Origin of the sequence: Rothia sp. HMSC069D01 (assembly GCF_001810135.1) — a bacterium.
Classification (GTDB): domain Bacteria; phylum Actinomycetota; class Actinomycetes; order Actinomycetales; family Micrococcaceae; genus Rothia.
Genome location: NZ_KV800109.1, coordinates 125,878 through 147,352, shown reverse-complemented (window position 1 = coordinate 147,352; position 21,475 = coordinate 125,878). Strand labels below are relative to the sequence as shown.

Here is a 21,475-nt window from a genome sequence, read left to right as displayed (position 1 = left end):
TATAGAAGGCTAAAGATGGGGGCGACCGTACTTAACTGCTGCATACGATCACCCCCATAGTTTCAATTAATCGGGCAGCTGGCCCAGGCGAACGAGGTTCGCGAATTCTTCGTTGGCCGCCTGAACTTCCTTGAAAGTTCCCTTATTAGCGATGCGGCCCTGAGAGAGGTACACCAGCTGGTCAACGTTGCGCACCGTGGAAAGACGGTGAGCCACGATAATCACGGTAATCTCCTTGGAGATACGGTTAATGGTCTGAGTGATCTTGTGCTCAGTCTCATTATCCAGTGCACTGGTTGCCTCATCCATGACCAGCAGGCTCGGGTTGCGGTACATCGCACGCGCAATACCCACACGCTGACGCTGACCACCGGAGAGGCGGTTACCGTTCTCACCAATCGAAGTGTTGATGCCGTCTTCCAGAGTCTCGACAACGGGCATCAACTCCGCCAGCTCAAGGCAGTAGCGTACACGATCGTCATCAATGTGCTTGTCGGGGATACCGAAAGCAATAGCCTCACGCAGAGTACCGCTGCCCAGGTAGGGATCCTGAGGGACATAACCAATCTTCTGGTACCAGGAATGCAGGTCAGTATGGATGTCCTTACCCTGACTAGAAATCGTGCCGCTCGTCGGGGTCAACAGACCAAGAATCAAGTCAACCAGGGTAGTCTTACCCGAGCCGGAACCACCAACGAAAGCAACCGAGGTACCAGCCGGCACATCCAGCTGAATGTCCTTGAGAACATCCTTATCACCATCCGGGTAACGGTAGACCAGGTTATCAATCTGAACATCCACGGGCTCAATGCCCGAGTTAATGATGGTTGCCGGATCAATTTCATCCTTGAATTCAACCATCTGCAGGCGCTGCTCTTCCGGGCTCATCGAGCGGATGACCTTAGCAACCTCTTCACTAGCGAACTCGTTCGCGCGAATACCGCCCAGGGAAGCAATCATACGGGTAGCGTTCGGAAGGATGCGGATACATGCGGTTGCGAAAAGCATAAGGGAAGGAAGACCATCAGCACCCTGAGTTGCGGTCACCAGAGCCAACAGACCAGCGATACCCACGATGAAAATAACTTCAAGAGAGTACTTGGGGAAGTCATTCAGGAACGAGAGGTTAACATCGCTTTTAACGCTTCGTACTGCGGGCTCGCGGTACTGCTCGATAGCAGCCTTGTGTGCATTCGTAATACGAATTTCGCGGAAGCCCCTGATGTCGTCCAGAAGGAAGCGCAAAGCGTCTCGGCCCGCGCGTGCCGTTATCTCACCATACTTCGCGTTACCGCGGCGCAAGAAGAACTGCATGACAGCAATGGTGATGCCGAAGTATGCGAAAGCGATCAGCGCCGGAACCGGCATGACGCAAAGAATCATGATGAGCAACACGATGATAGACAGGAAGTCGCCCACAAAGTTAATAATTGATCCCACAAAACCGCGGTATGCAAACACCACGTAGGTGCTAATCAGGTACGCGGTTTCTTCAGGCTGGGACTTCTTGTGGTTGAAGTAGCTATCCTTCATGTAATGATTGAGGATCGTCGTCGACGTCGCCAGCTGCTGGTAACCGGTAAACTTCAGGCTCCAGCGCTTAAAGAGGAGCGCAACAACACCCTTAATAACAAAGGCGAGCACCAGAACGAGACCCAGATAGACCACCAAATCAGAACGCTGAGGGTTGCCGAAGATATCGGAAATTACAGCCAAGTAACCGGTAAGTTCCGCGCCCATCGCAATATTCACAATGGGAAGAATGGCAGCAACGCCGACCATTTCCATCAAAGATAGGAGGAACAGACCGATCAGGTTAAAGACAAGCAGCGTAAAGCTTCGTCCCGGGAAAAGCAGGCGAAGCTTAGTATAAATACTCTTCATTGGTCCTCGTTGGTGAGTGTACTCGCTGGCTCCTGAGTGAGAAGAAGACCAGCATTTCACGCCAATTCTAGCACGCGGCATCTAAACATTTTCAGCATCAAACTTGTACTTTTGGTCATCTTTAGTCGCAAGAAGAACCTCTAATTCATAGCTAAAACATAAGACATTTAGGGGTATTTGCCACACACAGGAAAAGGAACCGTTGGAGGTGCAAGTAACTCGGTATGATAGATACTATTCATTCAGCAAACCCGACACTTCCGGCTTCCCTGTTCACTGTTGGGTACGTCAATTAGAAAAGGCTTTTTGATGGGCATCTTCAACATCAAGTCCCTCAAGGACAAGTACGCGTGGGGCTCCTCCGAGGACAAAACCAACTCCGCAGAAACTGCCGAGGAGCAGCAGGCAACCACCGCCTCTCCCTCCGCAAATATTGCTGATGGAGTCCGCTCCCTCATTAAGAGCAACCCCGACCTAGCGGGCAAGAACCGCCGCGGGGTAGCCGGTCGCACCATCTCCCCTGACGGATCCCTCCTGGAAGCCGTAGACGATTACGAGGTATACACCGCTACGCAGACCCCTCAGCAGGAAGTCACCCCGGAAGAAGAACTGAGCGCAGACGGCACCGCAACCGTCTCCGCACAGCCTCTCACCCACACCGACATCGAGGCCACCCCCGGCGACATCCTCGACGTAGACGGTAAGCCCACCGGCCCCAGCATTATCCGCGTGGGCCAGCACAACGCGCCCACCGTTGATGCCGAAGAGCTCGCCAACCCCGAAGAAGCCAACAGCCAGAGCGCAGGAAACGCACACTCCTCCCCCACTACTAACTCCCGCAGCGAACGCACCCCGCTCTTCAAGTTCTCCCCCAAGACTCTCAACCGTACCGACAGCACCGACAAAGACGGCCCCTTCGAAGCACTCTTCGTGTGCACCGGCAACATTGCCCGCAGCGCATCCGGTGAAGTTATCGCCAAGCACCTCGCCGCAGAATACGGTCTGGAAGACAAGTGGATTTTCGCCAGCGCGGGCACCGGAGCACTCGTCGGTCACGGCGTCTACGAGCACGTAGCCAACGAGCTTATTGAGCGTGGCTACAACCCCGAAGGTTTCGCCTCCCGCCAGCTCAACGGCCAGATTGTCGAGAACGCCACCATCATCCTGGTCGCTGAGAAGGTACACGCCGACTGGATCGTGCGCGAGTGGCCCCAGCACCACGCCAAGATCAAGCTACTCAAGCAGGTTGCACGAATCCGCGAGGACGCACGCCGCGCCGAGCCGCTCTCTTACCTCTACTCGCACGGTGCTCGCCCGCTCGATAGCGACAAGCTGGAAGACCCCTACCGCCGCGGCCCCGCAGCAGCTAAGGTCGCAGTGGACGAGGTGGAGCAGTCCCTGCGCATCATTCTGCCCTGGCTCGCACAGGCACACCGCTAAGCGCACACCGCTAAGCACACGACACTAAATACAGCACTAACCCGGCTGGAACAGATATCTGCTCCAGCCGGTTAGCTTTAGCCTCTATAACTTAGCCTCAATAGCAGAAAGTCCCCCGCCGACAGTAGTCAGCGGGGGACTTTCGTTAGGCTTTAGAAGCTTAGTGCTCGAAAATCTCGGTCACAGAGCCCTCATCGAAGACCTCGCGAATAGCGCGAGCAATCAACGGAGCGATGGAGAGAATAGTCAGGTTATCGAACTGCTTCTCTTCCGGCACGGGCAGGGTGTTGGTCACGACGACCTCCACAGCACCGCACTGGGACAGACGCTCAGCAGCCGGATCAGACAGAACCGGGTGAGTTGCCGCGATGATAACTTCCTTTGCGCCCTTGTCCATGAGGACCTTCACGGCGCCAGCAATGGTGCCACCGGTGTCGATCATGTCGTCAATCAGCACGCAGGTACGACCCTCGATGTCACCCACAACAGTCTTAGAAACAGCCTGGTTGGGGACGTTGATGTCGCGGGTCTTGTGCACGAACGCCAGAGGCGCGCCGTCCAGCAGGTCAGCCCAGTGCTCAGCCACGCGGACACGACCGGTATCCGGGGACACAACGGTCACGTTGGACAGGTCGTCCACGCGCTCGCGGATGTGCTTAGCCAGAACCGGAATTGCGAAGAGGTGATCAAGCGGACCGTCAAAGAAGCCCTGGATCTGCGAAGTGTGCAGATCCACGCACATCAGGCGGTCAGCACCCGCGGTCTTGTACAGGTCCGAAATCAGACGTGCCGAGATGGGCTCGCGACCCTTGTGCTTCTTGTCCTGACGAGCGTAGGGATAGAAGGGAGACACCACGGTAATGGAACGAGCGGATGCACGCTTGAGCGCATCGATCATAATGATCTGCTCCATGAGCCATTCGTTGATGGGTGCCGGGTGCGACTGAATCACGAAAGCGTCCGCACCGCGCACCGACTCCTCAAAGCGGACGTAGGTCTCGCCATTGGCGAAGGTGTATGCGGAGGTGGGCAACAGGTCGTGATCAAGTGCCTGTGCAATCTCCTCGGCAAGCTTGGGGTGTGCTCGACCGGAGACCACTACAAGCTTGCGCTCACCGGGGTTGGTAATCTCGCTACTCATGGTGTTGTTCTTTCCTCGAATTAGGATTCTGCCGGATCCTGAGCGCCAGCAGCCTTAGCAGCCTCGGCGGGTTCGGTACCGGCACGGTTCTTCAGAACCCAGCCATCGATGGTGCGCTGGGAAGTCTCAGAGTAGGCGAGGGCGCCAGCAGGAACATCCTTACGGATCAGCGCGCCCGCGCCGGAGTAGGCACCGTCACCGACGGTAACAGGTGCAACGTAAATGCCCGCAGAACCCATACGGGCGTGCGCGCCGATAACGGAGCGGTTCTTCACCAGACCGTTGTAGTTCGCAAAAATAGATCCAGCACCAATGTTCGCGCCTTCACCGATGGTGGCGTCACCAACGTAGGACAGGTGCGGAATCTTTGCGCCATCTCCAATCTGCGAGTTCTTAGCCTCGCAGAAGGTGCCAAGCTTAGCGTCCTTGCCCAGGGTGGTACCGGGGCGCAGGTATGCGAAGGGACCAACAGTTGCACCTTCGCCGATGACAGCACCAAAACCGTGAGCGCGGATGACGGTAGCGTCAGCCTCAACGGTCATATCGGTCAGGGTGGAGTCCGGGCCAATGGTAGCGCCGGTAGCAACGGTGGTGGAGCCGTGCAGCTGCACACCGGGCAGCAGGGTTACGTCGTTCTCAATGGTGACGGTAACGTCAACCCAAGTGTTCTCAGGATCAACAATGGTCACGCCGTTACGCATGTGAGCCTCAAGGATGCGGTTGTTGAGCATACGACCCAGCTGAGCCAGCTGCACGCGGTCGTTAGCCCCTTCAACCTCCCAGCGGTCCTCAATAGCCAGAGCGGAGGTGCGGTAGCCCTTAGAACGAGCGATGGACAGAACGTCGGTAATGTACTTCTCGCCCTGTGCGTTGTTGGTGGTCACCTCGAGCAGTGCCTCGCGCAGAACAGCGGCGTCAAAAGCGTAAATACCGGAGTTAATTTCGGTAATTTCGAGTTCTTCGGGGGAAGCGTCCTTCGCCTCAACAATGGCGGTCACTTCGCCAGCCTGGTTACGGACAATACGACCGTAGGCGCCGGGCTCATCAATGTGGGTGGTCAGCACGGTTACGGAGTTCTTGTCTTCTTCGTGGAAGGCAATCAGTTCGCGCAGAGTCTCGGGGCGCAGCAGAGGAACATCACCGTAGGTCACCAGGACGGTGCCGGAGACGGGTGCCTGCGCATCCAGGGCATTCAGACCGACCTCAACCGCGCGACCAGTACCCGGAATCTCATCCTGATCAACGATGGTTACCTCAGGGTCAAATGCAAGAACGTGCTCAGCAACCTTATCGCGCTGGTGGCGCACCACAACAGCAAGGCGCTCAGGGTTCAAATCGCGTGCAGCAGCGACAGCGTGCTCAACCATGGATCGACCACCGATGCCGTGCATGACCTTGGGGGTAGCGGACTTCATGCGCGTACCAGCGCCTGCGGCGAGAACGATCACTGCAGAGGGTGCCAGTTCAGTGTTCACTGGGAAGACTCCTTAGTAGTGGTTGTAAGAGTGAGGAGTGAGCGCGGACCGCTAACTCTCTATCAACGGTGCCGTTGAGTGCTTACGCTCCGCCACTAGGACTCGAACCTAGACAAACGGCTCCAAAGGCCGCTGTGCTGCCATTACACCATGGCGGATTATCCTTACATTCACGACAAGCCCCCGCTAGCGGGTCCTCATCGTCATTGACCGCCATTTTGGGCATAGAACAGCGCAATGCAGGAAATGCTTTCCTCAGTTTATCAAATATCTGTGCTCAACTTAGCCGCGCGCCCCGCAATCCCCACAGCTTTTCTCAGCACCGCCAAGTAGCCCCTCATCAAAGCTTGGGGCGCTACTTGAACTGAAGACTCACCCTGTACCCTAGAAGGCGTGGCACATCTACTTGGCGGCGAATCGCTGCACCTCGAATTCCCTACCCGAACCATCTTTGAAGGCATCACGGTCGGCCTGAACGAAGGCGACCGCATCGGCATTGTCGGTCGCAACGGCGACGGCAAGTCCACCCTCATGAAGATTCTTGCCGGCCGGCTCGAACCGGACTCCGGCCGCGTTACCGTGCGCGGCGGCACCCGCATCGGCTACCTCGACCAGTCAGACGTCCTCAATGACGACCACACCGTCGGCTACGCAATTGTGGGCGACACCCCCGAATACGAATGGGCGTCGCAGGCACACATCCGCGATGTCATCTCCGGTCTGGTCTCTGACCTGCCCTGGGATGCCCCCGTCTCTTCGCTCTCCGGCGGTCAGCGCCGACGCGTAGCGCTCGCCTCACTGCTCGCGCAGGAGTGGGACGTACTCATGCTCGACGAGCCCACCAACCATCTGGACGTTGAAGCCATCACCTGGCTCGCCAACCATCTGAAGTCGCGCTGGGCAAAGAACGCGGGCGGCCTCATGGTTGTCACCCACGACCGCTGGTTCCTCGACGAAATCTGTACCGACACCTGGGAGGTGCACGACCGCATCGTCGAGCCCTTCGAGGGCGGCTACGCGGCGTATATTCTGCAGCGTGTGGAACGTGACCGTCAGGCAGCCGCTGCGGAGGCGAAGCGTCAGAACCTGATGCGCAAGGAGCTCGCCTGGTTGCGCCGCGGTGCGCCCGCACGTACCTCCAAGCCGAAGTTCCGCATTGATGCCGCCAATGCCCTCATTGCGGACGTTCCGCCCGTGCGCGACACCGTGGAGTTGAAGAAGATGGCAGTCTCCCGCCTCGGCAAGGACGTGGTCGATCTCGAAAACGTTTCCGTCGTCTACGACGATTCCTCGATGCCCGGCGGCAAGCGCCCGGTGCTGAAGAAGGTTACCTGGCGGATTGCCCCCGGCGAGCGCACCGGAATCCTGGGCGTGAACGGTGCGGGTAAGTCCACTCTGCTTTCGCTCGTGACGGGCGATCTGAAGCCGACCGAGGGCCGCGTCAAGCACGGTAAGACCGTGAAGATTGCGACCCTCACCCAGCAGCTCGATGAGCTCAACGAGGTTGCTAACGACCGCGTCTCGGATGTGATTGGCCGTAAGAAGCGTAGCTACATTGCCGATGGTAAGGAGCTATCCCCTTCGCAGATGCTGGAGCGTCTGGGCTTTACGAGCGCGCAGCTGTCTACCCCGGTCAAGGACCTTTCGGGTGGTCAGAAGCGTCGCCTGCAGCTCATGCTGATTCTGCTGGATGAGCCGAACGTGCTGATTCTCGACGAGCCCTCCAACGACCTGGACACCGATATGCTCGCCGCGATGGAAGATCTGCTGGACACCTGGCCGGGTACCCTGCTGGTGGTCAGCCACGACCGTTACCTCATGGAACGCGTCACCGATCAGCAGTACGCCGTGATTGACGGTTCGTTCCGCCATCTGCCCGGCGGTGTGGACGAGTACCTGGCACTCTCGGCGGCAGGTGCTGGCGGTTCTGCCGCCGGTAGCGTGCAGGCGCGTGCCGCCTCCTCGGCGCAGGCTTCTGCTGAGCCGGATACCCCGAAGGTCTCCGGTGCCGAGCTGCGTGCGGCGCAGAAGGAATCCGGTGCGATTGAACGCCGCCTCGCCAAGCTCGCTGCAGAACAGGAGAAGCTCTCCGAGCAGATGAGCGCGCACGACGCCTCCGACTACGCCGGTTTAGCGGCACTCGGCGAGCAGCAGCAGACACTTCAGGATGAGATTGACGAGCTAGAAATGCGCTGGCTCGAACTCTCCGAGCTACTAGGCTAAGGTCTATTGGCATAGAAGAATGCCGGTTCTAGATTCAATCTAGAACCGGCATTTGTGTATATATTCAGCTCTCCACTACAGCGGCGGCTAACGGTGAATAGAACCGAAAAGCTTCTCCCAAAGCCGAACAACATATTCGGGAGAGAAAGTACGAGACTTTTCAAGACACACCGCAGATTTTTTAGCCCGCACTGACCGCGCTCACCGCGTGGTTGCCCGCAGCGCGAAGAGTGGACGCAAGAGCCTCCGCCCGAGTCTGCGAAGAAGCCAGCAGAAGCACCGTCGGGCCGGAACCGGACACCAGGGACGCGTACACGCCCTCGCTATCGCGCAGGTTCAGGGTCTGCTCCAGCTGCGGGGCGCACGAAAGTGCGGGTGTCTGCAGGTCATTACGTAGCAGCAGCGCCAAGGAGGCGAGCGCCGCCTCCGAACCGTCATAAGAATTCAGGGCGCTCAGAAGCTCTACGGGTTCCATCAGCTCGCCGGAGGCGGGATACTCACCGGCGGCACGGCCCGCGTCCAGCTGCTTGAATACGCTGGGGGTTGAGAGGCCAAACTGCGCGGCAACAATCACCAGGTGCAGAGGTTCCCGAGGCGCCGCAATATTCTGCAGCTCGGTACCGGTCCCCTGCCCCAGGGCGAGGGTCTGCCCGAGCGCGGCACGCACGCTAAAGGGAATATCGGCGCCCAGCTGCGCGGCAAGACGTTCATAATCTGTCTGGGTCAGGAGCGCACCTGTGCGGCCGGTTGTGTGCAGGTAGCGGTCCGTAGCAATGAGGGCGGCAGCCGCGTCCGCTGAGCCGCCCGCCATACCGCCTGCCACGGGCACAGCTTTCGCAATATGCAGGTGCAGCGCCGGGACAGAGCCAATACCGTGCTCCGCAAGGATTAGCTCCGCGGCACGGTACACGAGGTTCCGCTCATCCATCGGCACATCGGCTGGGTCGAACTGCCCCGCCTGCATCTGCTGCTCCACCAGGGAGCCGGGCATAATGTCCATGCTCAGGCTCAGCCCCGGCGTCTGCCCCTCAGAGACCGTAATGGTCTCCGTCAGAGAGACCGCCGCAAAAAGCGTAGTCAGCGGGTGGTAGCCGTCCGGGCGGACGTCCCCCACAGCGAGGTACAGATTGACCTTACCGGGAGCATCAACCGAAATAGCGACCTGGGTACTCATCAGCGCATACACCTTTCGCGCGGGAACTCGCGTGAGAACGTCAGTGAAAAATTCAGAGCGGAAAGAAGCTACTCCGCTACAGGCTCAGCCGGAATAGTCAGCGAAGCCTCCGCAATGCGGATAAAGCCGTGAATATCTAGCTTCTCACCGCGTTCCGTCGGAGCGATACCGGCAGCCACCAGAATCTGCTCCGCACGCGCACCCGAACCCGCCCAGGAACTCAACGCAGCGCGCAGAGTCTTACGGCGCTGAGCGAAAGCGGCATCCACAATCGTGAACACCAGGTCACGGTCAACGGTAGAGAGAGGCTCCTCGCGCATACGGAAACCCACCAGGCCCGAGTTAATCTTCGGCGCAGGCCAGAACACGTTCTTGCCAATCACGCCCGCCTTATACACCTCGGCATACCAATTAGCCTTCACCGAGGGCACACCGTAAATCTTTGAACCCGGGGTCGCCGAAAGACGGTCGGCGACCTCGTCCTGAACCATCACCAGGGCGTGACGAATGCTCGGGAACTGCGCAAACAGGTGCAGAAGCACCGGAACCGCCACGTTATAGGGCAGGTTCGCCACCAGAGCATCCGGAGTGCGAGGCAGCTCGGTGACCTTCAGGGCGTCCATGAGCACCACATCAATATCGCCCGCCTTCTCAGGGCGGAACTTCTCAATCGTGTGCGGAAGCTGCTGAGCCAGCGGCGGGTCAATCTCCACCGCCACCATATCCTTCGCAGCGTCCAGGATGCCGAGGGTCAACGAACCCAGGCCCGGGCCGACCTCCAGCACCGTCTCCTCCGGTGAAATCTCTGCCGCGTTGACAATACGACGAATCGTATTAGGGTCAATCACAAAGTTCTGCCCAAGAGTCTTCGTAGGACGAATACCGAGCATCTCGGCAAGCTCACGAATCTCAGCAGGGCCGAGCAGGGGCAGATCGTTCACAGCGTTCCTTCACATAGGTGGATGGTGGGGAGGTTACAGTTTAGGTTACCGCGAGAAACGCTGCTTTACCTCATCAACAGTGGCTTCCAGAGCGTTCTTAGCATTTGTAATACGCTTCTTCGGTGCCAAAGCGATACGCACTCGATCCAGCGGACCAGTACCGTGCTGGAGACTATTCACCTTATCCAGATGACGCTTACCGGATTCCAAAATGACGCTGCTGCCTTCCCAGCCGCACAGGCCAGGCTGCACAAAACGCACATCCACACCCCACTGCTGGTACAGCTTGTAATCATCAGCTACGGTGCCCGGTACCTTATCCTCAAATTGCTTGAGCAACAGCTCAGCACCCGAACGGGAAATCAGGTACAGACCGGTGCAAATCAGGGGCCAAGTACCGTACGGCTTACCCATACGGTACTTACCGTGTACAAAAGGAGACAGCAGAGACAGGCGGATGTATTCCACCTGCGGGTTCAGCTTGCCGGCATCATTCGCAAAAGAATCGCTGAGGTTCACCAGCTGCACCTGCGGGTACTTCGTGATGATTGCGTTCACCACCGCCTCAGCATCCGGAGAAAGAAGAATGTCGTCTTCAGCAATCAGTGCCCAGTCGGCGTCGCTCGCAACAAAGTCACGCCACATCTTCACGTGGCTAAGCATGCAACCCTTCTCCGCGGGGCTCGGGTCGCGATGCCAGCGGCTACGGAAAAACTCAACGTCAAATTCTTCATCAGTGACGTGATTATCGCGGTTATCCACCGCAGAATAACGGACAAAATCCTGCGCGGGTGCGCCCACCGAATAGAACGAGTCAAAACGGTTCGCGCCATCCAGGCCCAGAACATACTTCAGAATCTTTGCCATGTTTTTCCCTTCAATAGCTCATCCAGAAGACCTAAGCAGTAGAAGATCGCGTCGGTTAATGATGAGTTTTCAGAACTTCAGACCACCTGCACAACAGAGGGGTTCATCAATCTTAAAAATCAGTGCGTAAACGGCAGGGAGTCTGAAATATTGAGCGTGTGATAAATACGCACACCGCAGTGCAACGTAAAAAGAATTCTATCATTCACCATGCGCCAATCTCAGGTCTCCTCAGGTTAAAACGCGATGTGGCACGCGTCGTACTGGTGCACAGCAAAAATCCCCTCCCTACCGGATATACACAATAGGGAGGGGATACTGGACAGGCAGAAGACCCACATATTTAGATTTTTATGTGATGACAGTAGCCCAATCCGTCTCTGGGTTATCGTCCCAGGCGCTGCTTCACATCATCAATGGTGGCTTCCAGAATATTCTTCGCGTTCGCAATACGCTTCTTCGGCGCCAGGGCGATGCGCAACCGATCGAGAAAACCAGTGCCATGCTGCGTGCTCTTGAGGCTTTCCAAGTGACGAACGCCAGAAGTTTGAATGAGGCTAGTACCTTCCCAACCGCATAGACCGGGTTGCACCAAATATACGTCTACCCCCCATTCTCGATAGAGGGAATAATCATCGGCAACAACGCCAGGAACCGTCTCTCCATAACATTCCACGAGTCGTTCAGCCCCAGAACGCGAAAGAAGATACAGGGCAGCACCATACAGAGGCTTTGAACCATAGGCATTACCCATACGGTACTTGCCGTACACAAAAGGAGAAAGCAACGAAAGACGAGGGTAATCAACCTGCGGGGTGAGCTTGCCAGCTTCAGAAGCGTAGATATCGCCCAGGTTAACCATCTGCACGTGAGGATACTTTTCGATAATCCTATCCACTACAGGTTGCAGGTCAGGGGAAATGAGGACATCGTCCTCAGCAAACAAAGCCCAGTCGGCATCTGAAGCGAGGAAGTCCTTCCACATGTGGTAGTGGCTCAAAGCGCAACCCTTCTCGGCAGGCCTCGGCTCTTTACCGTAACGAGCCAAGAACTGCTTGCTATCGAATTGCGCATCAGTGACGTGATCATCGCGGTTATCCACCGCAGAATAACGCTGAAAATCTTGAGCGGGTGCCCCCACCGAGAAGAAAGAATCAAAACGGTTCGCGTCGTCCAGTCCCAGAACGTATTTCAGGATTTTTGCCATGGTTTTCCCTTTGCTGTGGCACGCCCATACAGTCTTTATCTGAAACGACAGAAGCCACGCATGAGTGCCGAGTATTGACTTGGCAACGACAAACGCAAAGCGCGCAGAAAATATGCGCGCACGATAACAAGTCGCCCAGTCAGTGAGTGATGAATCGTATGTATAAAAATACACTATCATTCAATTGAATGATAGTACCCAACAATTGGCGTACGGCCCCCTGTTATGTCTCGCACGTTACATGCTACCTCACGCACTAGAGCTGAAAATAGCTACAAAAAAGCCTCTCCCCGCCATACATATATGACAAAGAAAGGCTTTCTCAAAGAGGCTTACTTATTTCGCCTTGCCCAGACGCTGCTTCACCTCATCAATGGTGGCGTCCAGGGCGTTCTTTGCATTCGCCAAACGCATCTTTGGAGCCAAGGCAATACGCAGGCGATCCAGAGTAGCTCTCCGCTACAGGCTGTACGCGCCTACCACTGACCGTAAACGCGCTCCGAATTCTCACGGATACGGCGGCAGAGCGCCTCCAGCTCCTCACCGCGGTGAGCCGCCATGAACCGCACCGTGTAGTTCGTCATGTAGGACGCATTCGGGCGGCCACGGAACGGATGCGGGGTCAAGAACGGCGCATCCGTCTCAGCCAGAATCAGCTCCGGACGAGCCATCACCAACGACTCCTGAATACCCTTCGAGTTCTTGAAAGTCACCGTGCCGGCAAAGCTCATGTACCAGCCGCGCTCATTGCAGATCGCGGCAAGCTCCGGGCCGCCCGAGTAGCAGTGGAACACGGTACGTTCCGGTGCGCCCTCTTCATCCAGGATGCGCACAACATCCTCGTGCGCGTCACGGTCATGAATCTGCAACGCCAGGTTGTGCTTCTTCGCAATGCGAATATGCTCGCGGAAGCTGTAGTGCTGTGCTTCCTTACCCTCCTCGCCGGTGCGGAAATAGTCCAGGCCGGTCTCACCAATAGCGCGTACACGGTCGGCGGTGGCGAGCTCGTCGAGGGTGGCTAGCGCCGCCTCCAGCTGACCGGCTGTAGCCAGCTCGGGGGCGGTATTGGGGTGAATCGCAATGGCGGCGAGGACACGCTCATCAGCCTGCGCGGCGGCGACCGCGTACAGGGAGGAGGGGATATCGTATCCGACCTGCACAATGCCGGCGATGCCGAGCTTTTCGCCGGCGTCGATTGCATCGCGGGCGCTGATTTCCACTTCGCCGTCGAGCAGGTCCATGTGGGTGTGGTTATCCACGATGGGGTACGGCAGCGGCTCGGGGGCGGGAGGGAAGACCAGGTTACGGCTGCGGCCGTTCTCGCCGGTGGTGGAGCGACGGCGGGTGCCTTCTCCCCCTTCGGCGTCGCTGATGCCGGTGTAGAGTTCCGCCTTATAGGGTGCGGGGACTTCACCGGGGACAGGCGTCCAGCCGTTAGGCAGGGCGGTTGCCTGAAGTGCCGCGGGGGTGGGCAGGGTGTAGTTCGCCAGGGCGGCGAGGGAGTTCAGGTACTCCTGGGTGATTTCAGGACCGGGATAGCTCTGACACATTGATAAATCCTCGGGATAAAACAGCGGGGTAAAACTTAGGGGGTAAAATTGCGCGGTGATTCTGGGCTATTCGGAGCGGGCAGCCAGTGCCGCCTCATACAGGTCGCGCTTGGAGGTGCCGGTCTCAGCGGCAACCGCGGCGCAGGCGCTCTTGAGGCGCTCGCCGCCCGCTACACGGTCGAGGACCAGTTGCACTACGTCCTGTGCTTCGGGGGTTTCGGGGGCTTGTGCACCCTCGACAATAATGACGATTTCGCCGCGGACGCGCTCAGACTCAGCCCATTCGGCAAGCTCTGCCAGGGTACCGCGTCGAACCTCTTCGTGGAGCTTGGTTAGCTCACGGCTGACAGTTCCACGGCGGTCAGCGCCGAAGATCTGCACGAAGTCTGCCAGGGTTGCGGCGGTACGGTGCGGGGATTCGTAGAAAATCATGGTGCGCTCCTCCCCCGCCAGCGAGGCGAGGCGGCGCGAACGCTCGGAGCCCTTGCGGGCGAGGAAACCCTCAAAGGTAAATCGTCCGGTGGGCAAACCGGAGAGCGCGAGCGCGGTCAACGCGGCGGAGGGGCCGGGCACCACGGTGACGGGCAGGTCGGCTTCTGCGACGGCTGCGGCGGCAACGTAGCCGGGGTCGGAGATGGCGGGCATGCCCGCGTCCGAGAGCAGCAGCACACGCTGACCGTCCTGTACCGCCTGCACGATGGTTTCGCTACGTTCGGCTTCGTTGTGGTCGTGGTTGACGATGATGCGGCCGCGGGTGCGCACACCAAGCCCGGAGGCGAGGGTTCGTAGCTTGCGGGTGTCTTCGACGGCGATGAGATCTGCGGTGGCGAGGGCTGAGCGCAGTCGGTCGGAGGCGTCAGCGAGGTTGCCGATGGGGGTGCCGCCGAGGATGAGCACGCCGCCTTCTTCGGCGGTGACGGCGGTGTCAGCGGTATCAGCGGTGTCAGTCTGGGGTGCCTCGACCGTTTCTGAGGGGGCTGTGGTTTCTGAGGGGGCGGCGGTTTCTTCGGTGTATTCTGCGGGTGCGGTCATGGCAGGCCTCATGTCTGTGTCTGGTCTTCGTGTACCCACTAAGTGTAACGCCCGCGCTCAATCCGGTGCCGGGTGGGCTTACCGGGTGAGCCCGCCGATAGAAGTAGCTAGTGCGGGTGGGGCTCCGAGCGCGTCATATATGCTGTTCACGGGCTGAAATGGTGCATCGTGCGTTCTGACCCTTTAGGATTGATGGGGTGAAGATACCTAAGCTACTTTCTCCCGCATCTGCCGCTCCGGCTGGTTCGGCTGGTTCTGCCCGTTCTTCGTCTGAACGTGGTCGTTACAGCCTCGATTCGCTGCTGGATGCGCTCGCTGTTGCCTATATTCGTGCCCCGCGTTGGGGTTGGCTGGCGCCCGCACTGATTGTGCTGGTTGCCGGTATTCTGCGTTTTTATAATTTGGCGCATCCGAACGCCATTGTTTTTGATGAGACCTACTACGCCAAGGACGCTTACTCGTATGTGCATTATGGCTACGAGTTGAGCTGGTCGAAGGACGCTAATGCGTCCTTTGCGGCGGGTCACCCGTCGGGCCTGTTGACGGATTCGCCGGAGTATGTGGTGCATCCGCCGTTGGGTAAGTGGATGATCGCAGCGGGCATGGCGATTTTTGGTGATAATAATCCCTTTGGTTGGCGTGTTTCTGCTGCGGTGATTGGCACCCTGTCGGTGGCGTTGATTGCCTATGTTGGCTGGTTGCTGTTCCGTTCGATGACGGTGGCGACTATTGCGGCGCTGCTGGCTGCTGTGGATGGTCTGATGCTGGTGGAGTCTCGTTTGGCTCTGCTGGATATTTTCCAGATGTTCTGGATTTTGGCGACTTTTGCGTGTCTGGTGCTTGACCGTATTCAGGCGCGGCGCGTGTTGGCACGCCATATTGCGGAGGCGGCACGCCAGAATGGCGGTGTGCTTCCGCCGATGCCGTGGGGCCCGAGCATGGGTCTGCGCCTGTGGCGTTTCGCTGCCGGTGTGTGCGCCGGTGCCGCGGTGGGCGTGAAGTGGAATTCGCTGTTCTTCGTTGCGGCGATGGGTCTGCTGACGGTGTTCTGGGATATTAATGCTCGCCGTATTGTGGGTCTGCACAAGTGGGGTTTGACGGCGCTGGTGCGTGACGGCATCCCCGCCTTCTTCCAGATGATTGGTGTGGGTCTGCTGGTGTATCTGAGCACTTGGGCGGGCTGGTTCCAGTCGTCGAATGCGTATTTCCGCCGTTGGGCTGTTGAGAACCCGGGCAAGGGTGTCATGTGGCTTCCTGAGGATTTGCGTTCCTTGTGGGAGTACCATGTCTCGGCATTTAAGTTCCATTCTGGTTTGAGTAGCCCGCATACGTATTCTTCGCAGGCGTGGCAGTGGCTGGTTTTGGGTCGCCCGACCTCGTACTACTATGAGTCGCCGAAGCTGGGTTCTTCGGGTTGTACCGTGAAGTCCTGTTCCGAGGCTATTTTGAATATCGGTAACCCGGCGATTTGGTGGGCTTTTATTCCGGCGATTATTGTGGCGCTTCTGGTTTTGGTGCTGAAGCGTGATTGGCGTTTTGGTGCGCTGCTGGTTGTGTTCGGTGCGGGCTATTTCCCGTGGTTTATGTACCCGACTCGCACGATGTTTTATTTCTACGCTCTGTCCTTTGAGCCGTTCCTGATCCTGCTGTTGGCGGGTGTTTTGGGTCTGGCACTGTCGGGTGCTCGCGGTTCGGTGTTGCGTGCCCGTTTGGGCGTGACGCTGGTGGCGATTTACCTGGTGGGTGTGCTGATGTTGAGTGCGTACTTTATGCCGCTGTGGACTGCTCAGGTGATTCCGTATGAGCAGTGGTATTCGCATATGTGGTTTAAGTCCTGGATTTAGGCTTGAGTTTTAGGCTGAGGTTTTAGACCTGGTCTTAGACTCAGGTTTAGTCCTGGGTTCAGGCGCGAGCGATGCGAGCTTGGGTATAGCGAAGGGGGCTGGGGTCTACCGTGTGGTAGAGCCCAGCCCCCTTTGGGTGCCCTTTCCGCGCTGGTTTGCACGGGGAAGTGGCTGATGATTTTTAGTTGTCGCCGACTCGTGCGGAGGCGAGCTTGACGCGCAGTTCCTGGCGTTCCTGGCGGCGGCGTTCTGCCTTAAGCTTGCGGTATTTGGTGGGCCAGGTGGTCACGAGCAGGAGCGTAATCTGCGCTGCTACGAGGACCGCTACGGCGATTGCCGCGTCGATCCAGAATTGCGGCGGGTAGAGGCGAATCAGGGAGCTTCGTACGGAGAATTCCCAGTTGCCCTGCGGGAAGAACACCTGGTGGAAGGTGGTGAACAGCCACTCCCAACCAAAGACGCCCACAACACCGAGCACCACGATGAGTCCCAGGGTAATCCAGGTGCCGACGAAGAGGCTACGGCGAATGGTTCCGGGGGCGCGCTCGCGCAGAGAGATGCTGCTGAAGAGCGTCACCAGGAAGAGAGCAGCTACGGCTACGGTGGCGATGAGCAGCACCCACTTCACGTCGTGCATGTGGTTCACTTCTGCTTCGGTGAAGGCGAGGGTGTTGTCGGCACCGGTGGTGACGCGGGCGAGGTATTCGCGCGGCGCGAAGTTGTTGATGTAATCCACGCCGTAGGAGCCCAGGCGCATCCTCTCGACGAGGTAGTAGCCGTAGCTGTCTTCGGGGAATCCGGGGCGGTGGTATTCGAGCCAGAGGAAGGGCGCGGAGGCTACAGCGCGGATCGCGATCATGACTACGGTCAGCGGTACGGTGAGCGCGATGAGGGTTGCGCGGAGCTTAAGGAAGCGCGGGGTGTCTTCCACGGCGTCTTCGCGGGCTGCGGCGCGTTCTGCAGCTTCGGGCGAGGCAGCCAGGGAGGACAGGGGCGCGTTGGGGTCTGCGACCGCTTGGGTGTGGCCGGTGCGGGTGGTTTCGGTGCGGTACTTGCGTCCGGCGGTGGAGGCGCTTGCTGCCTCCGCGGTAGCGACGGGTTCTGCTTCGGCGGCCTTTTCAGCTTCCGCTGCTGCCGCGGCTTCTGCTTCGGCGGCGCGCTGCATGGTTTCGCGGTTGAGGTCGCTGAGCGTCGGGTTTTTGGGGGTGCTCTTCGAATCGCGCACGAGGGGCACGAAGCCTGTGGAGACGTTGGTGCGGGTGCGCACACGGGTACCGACGCCCTGTTCACGGAGTTTGCTGCGTGCGGGGACGACGGGTACAGAGCCGGTAGGCAGGTCGGGTTCTTCGGCGACGGTGGGTACGTCTGCTGCGATGCGGCCAAATGCGCCGGTGTGCGGTGCCGGTTCGCTGGTCACGGTCTCTGCTCGACGAGCTTTGAGGAGTTCTTCGGCGCTATTTCGGCGGATGGCCGGGCGCAGTGCGCCCCACATTCCTCGGTGTGTTTCTTTGCTCATTGATCTCGCGTTCTTTTCGAGTGATCGGTGTTTGAGTGAGTTGCGGGTGTCTGTACTATCTGCCAGTTTCTCATACGCAAAGAACCTTCCGCATGAATTCGCGGAAGGTTCTTTGCATTCGGGTGTTTAATTCTTAGTTTTGAATTCTAGGATTCGGTGGTGTCCTGAACGGGTACCTTGTAGACCACTCGCCAACCCTGAGGTGCCGTCAGTCGTGCGGCGTGGTCGTCGCAGAGGTCGTAGGCGTGGGGTTCGCGAAATTCAGAGAGCGCGTCAATGAGTGCCGTGGAGTCTGCGTAGGAGTAGTGGAGAGTAACAGTCGCCTCTCGCTGGCAGGTCTGGCGGGAGCACAGTCGTGCGGTCTGCATGTAGATGGTACCTTCCTGGCTTAGCTCGCCTGCTTGCGCAGTCGGCGGCGTTCACGTTCTGACAGCCCGCCCCAAATTCCGAAGCGCTCGTCATTGTCCATTGCATATTGTAGACATTCTTCGCGCACGGGGCATACACCGCATACCCTTTTGGCGTCTCGGGTGGAGCCGCCCTTCTCGGGGAAGAAGGCCTCGGGGTCGGTTTGGGCGCAAAGCGCTTCAGCTTGCCAGGCGAGTTCTCCGTCTTCGCCTTCGGTTCCGTAGAGTCCTGCCGCGGCGGTCCATACGTCGGTGCAGGCAGGCATGTTTCGTTCTGCTTCTGTGAGAAAGGCGTCGGCGGCTTTTTCGAGGGGCTGAGTGGGATTCATGCTACGGCGCTGAGCGCCTGATGCGCGCGCGGCCGCGACAGAGCGGTCGGATGCAATGTAGGAGCCCATGGGTTTTCCTTCCGTATTCTCATTGTGAACTTAATGAGTCTGCGGATCCGTCGTGGACGGAATCTTCGTGTGTATGGTGTGGCATGGTTTGCTCTGGCCTCTACGGTCCCTTCCAGAGCAAACACGCTTATATATCTATTAGACGTGCGACACGCCGTTTCGTCAAACTAGACTTAATCAATGTTCAGATGTATATGTTACAGGCGTCATATTTAATGTGAATTTGACCTTTATATATTTTTCACCCCTTCACTTGCCCCTGGTCACATCTTGAGCCAGCCTCAAATTTCCCCTTTCAGGACCACTTGCCGCCGCATGCAAATTCCGCATCTTGACCGCAAATATAAGGGAAGTCGGCGGTGCAACCCCCTGTAGGAATCCCCCAAACCCCACTCCCAGAAATTTTCAGGAAATTCGAAAAGAAAAGTTTATCTTTTTGACATCCATGTTCTGCATATTTTTCCAGGCTTATTGCGAAACATTTATATTCCCAATTTATCTGCATGCCCTATTTCAAAATAGGACCTTAGTTAGTGCAAAGGTTTTTCATCATTAGGTTTTTTCAAGCACCATCAGAAGTTTTTACTTTACTTCTGTACTTTTCTAGCCCGGCAATCGGCCCTCCCCTCCTCTCCGCTCCCGGAATTGTCCCTGCGCCTCCGCTCCTTCTGAACCGTGAGGTAGAGTGAAACCCATGGTTACTCTCTCCCCCACCGGCGCGTCCGCGCCCACGACTCTGAACCGTTTCTTCGAGAAACTCAGCACTCAACAAACTCCCGCCCTCATCTGGTATTCGGCGGCAGGCGAGCGTATTGAGCTCTCCGGCAGGGTCCTCATGAACTGGGTAGACAAGAGCGCAAACCTGTTGGTTGAAGAATGCGAACTGGCGCCCGATGAAGGTTTTGATCTGCAGGCTCCCCTGCACTGGCGCACTATTGTTCTGGGTCTGGCGGCTCTGCGCGTGGGCGCGATCCTCGATCAGGACGAGCCGCTGGTTGCCGTGGTCTGCACCGAGCAGGAGGCGGGCTACACGAATGACCCCGCGTACCTTCTGGCGGTTGACCGTGCGCCGCTGGCTCTTTCCTACACCGGCGATCTGCAGGCACTGGCTCCGCACGCCGAGGAGGTACTCGATTACTGCGCTCTGGTGCGCAGCTTTGGCGACCAGTACTCGGGTCTACTTCCCGATGATTCGGCAGAAATTATTGAGGGTTTCAGCTATGCGGAAGCCTACGAGCAGGTTCTTGCGCAGGCACAGACCTATCGCACGGCGGGGTACACGCTACCTTCGGGGCAGCGGGCGCTCGCACTGGAGTTGAGCCCCGACTACGGTTTTGATGCTTCGGAGGCGACCCTGAGCGCTCTGCTGGAGGTGCTAGCTATTTTGGCTTCGGGGCATGCGGTGTTTGTGGCTGACCCGAGCGTCAACTGGCAGGATGGACAGCTGGCCTCTCTGATGGTTGCTGAGCGTGCGGTGGAGATTCCCCGCGCATAATGCGCCTTCCCCTGTTGCCCGAAAAATCGCGCGGAAGGCTAACGACCGCGCAGGGTACCAACAGACACAGCACCAACAAGCACATAGGGGTTTAAATGATTCATCCCCCGATACCGTTCGTATCGGGGGATGAATCGTTATATCACGTTCTAACTATGCTGCTTCTACAATCCGAGGAGCTTAGGAGTTCTGCGAGCCGGGCTTCGACTGCGCCTCGGATGCAGCCGCCTCAGAGCGTGCCTTCTGCTTGGTGGTTTCTTCGCCGTCGAGAATGGCGGCGGCCTCATCAAACATGCGGCCGAGCTCTTCGTGGTCGGTGCCTTCGCCCTTTTCAACCTGCTTGCGGTGCGATCCGTACACCCAGAAGCGGTAGAGGAAGTAGCGAAGAATGGTGCCCAGAATGGTACCGATAATCGTACCGGAGATGAAGGACGCCTCGGGGGTACGCAGGTTCAGCACGTAGGTACTGAATGCCACACAGCCGGCTTCGACGAGAATACCGAGCAGGTTCACCAGACCGAACTCGATAGCTTCGCGCTTCCAGTTTTCGGAGCGGGAGTCGCGGAAGGTCCACAGGCGGTTCATGAGCCAGGAGAAGATGGTTGCGACAACACTCGCTACAACCTTCGCCTTGGTGTGGGACTCCGACATGATGGTCATCATCAGCACCCACACCGTCACAGAGTTGACGATGAAGGCGGCGCCGCCCACGGTACCGAATTTGAGAACCTCAATACCGTAGCTGTCCCAGAGGGATTTCAGGCGTTCGGTAATGGTCGGTTTCGTCTGTGCGCTCATGCGGGGCCTATCTAGCGGGGTTTTATCGGAGAAAAAGGTGCCGATGCTGCGACGGTGAGCGTTGGTTACGTTGTCACTGCGTG

17 protein-coding genes and 1 tRNA gene are annotated in these 21,475 nt (G+C 58.0%); 4 read left to right on the top strand and 14 right to left on the bottom strand.

What is annotated here, in order from left to right; all coding sequences use genetic code 11:
- Positions 1-66 precede the first annotated feature (66 nt).
- Positions 67-1,884 carry an ABC transporter ATP-binding protein gene (locus tag HMPREF2710_RS08445; protein ID WP_070600610.1) on the bottom strand — a complete coding sequence of 606 codons (1,818 nt, stop codon included), beginning with the start codon at positions 1,882-1,884 and terminating at the stop codon, positions 67-69.
- Positions 1,885-2,193: 309 nt separating this feature from the next.
- Here HMPREF2710_RS08445 and HMPREF2710_RS08440 point away from each other — a divergent pair, with 309 nt between their 5' ends.
- On the top strand, positions 2,194-3,324 hold the full coding sequence (locus HMPREF2710_RS08440; RefSeq protein ID WP_049362294.1) for an arsenate reductase/protein-tyrosine-phosphatase family protein: 1,131 nt from the start codon (positions 2,194-2,196) through the stop codon (positions 3,322-3,324).
- A gap of 160 nt (positions 3,325-3,484) precedes the next feature.
- Here HMPREF2710_RS08440 and HMPREF2710_RS08435 read toward each other — a convergent pair whose 3' ends face one another.
- From HMPREF2710_RS08435 to HMPREF2710_RS08425, 3 genes are all read right to left on the bottom strand, one after another.
- Positions 3,485-4,465 carry a ribose-phosphate diphosphokinase gene (locus HMPREF2710_RS08435; protein ID WP_049327934.1) on the bottom strand — a complete coding sequence of 327 codons (981 nt, stop codon included), beginning with the start codon at positions 4,463-4,465 and terminating at the stop codon, positions 3,485-3,487.
- Positions 4,466-4,485: 20 nt separating this feature from the next.
- A complete protein-coding gene (gene glmU / locus HMPREF2710_RS08430; protein WP_049362296.1) occupies positions 4,486-5,940 on the bottom strand; it encodes a bifunctional UDP-N-acetylglucosamine diphosphorylase/glucosamine-1-phosphate N-acetyltransferase GlmU in 1,455 nt (484 codons plus the stop codon).
- Between the two features lie 87 nt (positions 5,941-6,027).
- A tRNA-Gln gene (locus HMPREF2710_RS08425) sits at positions 6,028-6,098 on the bottom strand.
- A 235-nt stretch (positions 6,099-6,333) separates the two neighbouring features.
- Between HMPREF2710_RS08425 and HMPREF2710_RS08420 the strand changes: the two genes are divergently transcribed.
- The gene (locus tag HMPREF2710_RS08420) at positions 6,334-8,163 is read left to right on the top strand and encodes an ABC-F family ATP-binding cassette domain-containing protein (RefSeq protein WP_049362297.1); all 1,830 of its coding nucleotides are present in this window, start codon (positions 6,334-6,336) and stop codon (positions 8,161-8,163) included.
- Between the two features lie 181 nt (positions 8,164-8,344).
- Here the strand turns inward: HMPREF2710_RS08420 and HMPREF2710_RS08415 are convergent, their stop codons facing one another.
- From HMPREF2710_RS08415 to rsmI, 6 genes are all read right to left on the bottom strand, one after another.
- Positions 8,345-9,337, bottom strand: coding sequence for a GHMP family kinase ATP-binding protein (locus HMPREF2710_RS08415; RefSeq protein WP_070600608.1), 993 nt, complete (start codon positions 9,335-9,337; stop codon positions 8,345-8,347).
- A gap of 68 nt (positions 9,338-9,405) precedes the next feature.
- Positions 9,406-10,278, bottom strand: coding sequence for a 16S rRNA (adenine(1518)-N(6)/adenine(1519)-N(6))-dimethyltransferase RsmA (gene rsmA / locus HMPREF2710_RS08410; RefSeq protein WP_049355014.1), 873 nt, complete (start codon positions 10,276-10,278; stop codon positions 9,406-9,408).
- A gap of 45 nt (positions 10,279-10,323) precedes the next feature.
- Positions 10,324-11,145, bottom strand: a complete 822-nt coding sequence (locus tag HMPREF2710_RS08405; protein ID WP_049346770.1) for a glycosyltransferase family 25 protein — start codon at positions 11,143-11,145, stop codon at positions 10,324-10,326.
- 385 nt (positions 11,146-11,530) lie between these two features.
- Positions 11,531-12,352 carry a glycosyltransferase family 25 protein gene (locus HMPREF2710_RS08400; protein WP_044150717.1) on the bottom strand — a complete coding sequence of 274 codons (822 nt, stop codon included), beginning with the start codon at positions 12,350-12,352 and terminating at the stop codon, positions 11,531-11,533.
- 476 nt (positions 12,353-12,828) lie between these two features.
- On the bottom strand, positions 12,829-13,902 hold the full coding sequence (locus tag HMPREF2710_RS08390) for a TatD family hydrolase (RefSeq protein WP_070600606.1): 1,074 nt from the start codon (positions 13,900-13,902) through the stop codon (positions 12,829-12,831).
- A 66-nt stretch (positions 13,903-13,968) separates the two neighbouring features.
- Positions 13,969-14,934, bottom strand: a complete 966-nt coding sequence (gene rsmI / locus HMPREF2710_RS08385) for a 16S rRNA (cytidine(1402)-2'-O)-methyltransferase (RefSeq protein WP_070600604.1) — start codon at positions 14,932-14,934, stop codon at positions 13,969-13,971.
- 197 nt (positions 14,935-15,131) lie between these two features.
- Between rsmI and HMPREF2710_RS08380 the strand changes: the two genes are divergently transcribed.
- A complete protein-coding gene (locus HMPREF2710_RS08380) occupies positions 15,132-16,778 on the top strand; it encodes a dolichyl-phosphate-mannose--protein mannosyltransferase (protein ID WP_049350057.1) in 1,647 nt (548 codons plus the stop codon).
- 181 nt (positions 16,779-16,959) lie between these two features.
- On the opposite strand, the gene HMPREF2710_RS08375 is transcribed toward HMPREF2710_RS08380, so the two are convergent.
- From HMPREF2710_RS08375 to HMPREF2710_RS09630, 3 genes are all read right to left on the bottom strand, one after another.
- Positions 16,960-18,294 carry a TIGR01906 family membrane protein gene (locus HMPREF2710_RS08375; RefSeq protein ID WP_070600602.1) on the bottom strand — a complete coding sequence of 445 codons (1,335 nt, stop codon included), beginning with the start codon at positions 18,292-18,294 and terminating at the stop codon, positions 16,960-16,962.
- Between the two features lie 146 nt (positions 18,295-18,440).
- Positions 18,441-18,662 carry a DUF3499 family protein gene (locus HMPREF2710_RS08370; protein ID WP_049346776.1) on the bottom strand — a complete coding sequence of 74 codons (222 nt, stop codon included), beginning with the start codon at positions 18,660-18,662 and terminating at the stop codon, positions 18,441-18,443.
- Positions 18,663-18,682: 20 nt separating this feature from the next.
- Positions 18,683-19,099: a WhiB family transcriptional regulator gene (locus HMPREF2710_RS09630; protein ID WP_049362311.1), complete on the bottom strand. Its 417-nt coding sequence runs from the start codon at positions 19,097-19,099 to the stop codon at positions 18,683-18,685.
- 694 nt (positions 19,100-19,793) lie between these two features.
- Here HMPREF2710_RS09630 and HMPREF2710_RS08360 point away from each other — a divergent pair.
- Positions 19,794-20,594, top strand: coding sequence for a TIGR03089 family protein (locus HMPREF2710_RS08360; RefSeq protein ID WP_044150721.1), 801 nt, complete (start codon positions 19,794-19,796; stop codon positions 20,592-20,594).
- Between the two features lie 180 nt (positions 20,595-20,774).
- Here the strand turns inward: HMPREF2710_RS08360 and HMPREF2710_RS08355 are convergent, their stop codons facing one another.
- Positions 20,775-21,392, bottom strand: a complete 618-nt coding sequence (locus tag HMPREF2710_RS08355) for a GtrA family protein (RefSeq protein ID WP_012904046.1) — start codon at positions 21,390-21,392, stop codon at positions 20,775-20,777.
- Positions 21,393-21,475: the final 83 nt, after the last annotated feature.